Below are 410 nucleotides of genomic sequence, written 5' to 3'. Positions count from 1 at the left end.
GTCACCAGTGCCGATGGCACCGCCAGCCACACCGTGACCATCACCATTGTCGGCGCGAACGATCCCGCTGACATCACGGTCGGTAACGGCGACAGCGATGCCGGCACCGTCACCGAAGACGGCGATTCCGACACCCTGCCAGGCACAGTACAAACGGTGGCCGGCACCTTAACCGTCACCGACGTCGACAACGGCGAAGCGGTATTCCAAGTGCAAACCAATGTCGCCGATGGCAACTACGGTTTCTTCAGCATTGATGCCGACGGTAACTGGACCTACACCTTAAACAACAGCCACAGCGACGTGCAGTCACTCAAGGCGGGTGAAACCCTGACCCGTGATATCACAGTCACCAGTGCCGATGGCACCGCCAGCCACACCGTGACCATCACCATTGTCGGCGCGAACGA

The 410-nt window shown here is 60.0% G+C and carries 1 protein-coding gene; it reads left to right on the top strand.

The features are described from left to right. Positions 1-410: VCBS domain-containing protein (locus tag KO533_RS22445; RefSeq protein WP_219256195.1), on the top strand; the 410-nt coding region annotated here is incomplete at both ends.

It is taken from the genome of Shewanella sp. NKUCC05_KAH, assembly GCF_019345585.1.
In the GTDB taxonomy this organism is placed as follows: Bacteria; Pseudomonadota; Gammaproteobacteria; order Enterobacterales; family Shewanellaceae; genus Shewanella; species Shewanella oncorhynchi.
This window is presented reverse-complemented; position numbering and strand designations above follow the sequence as displayed.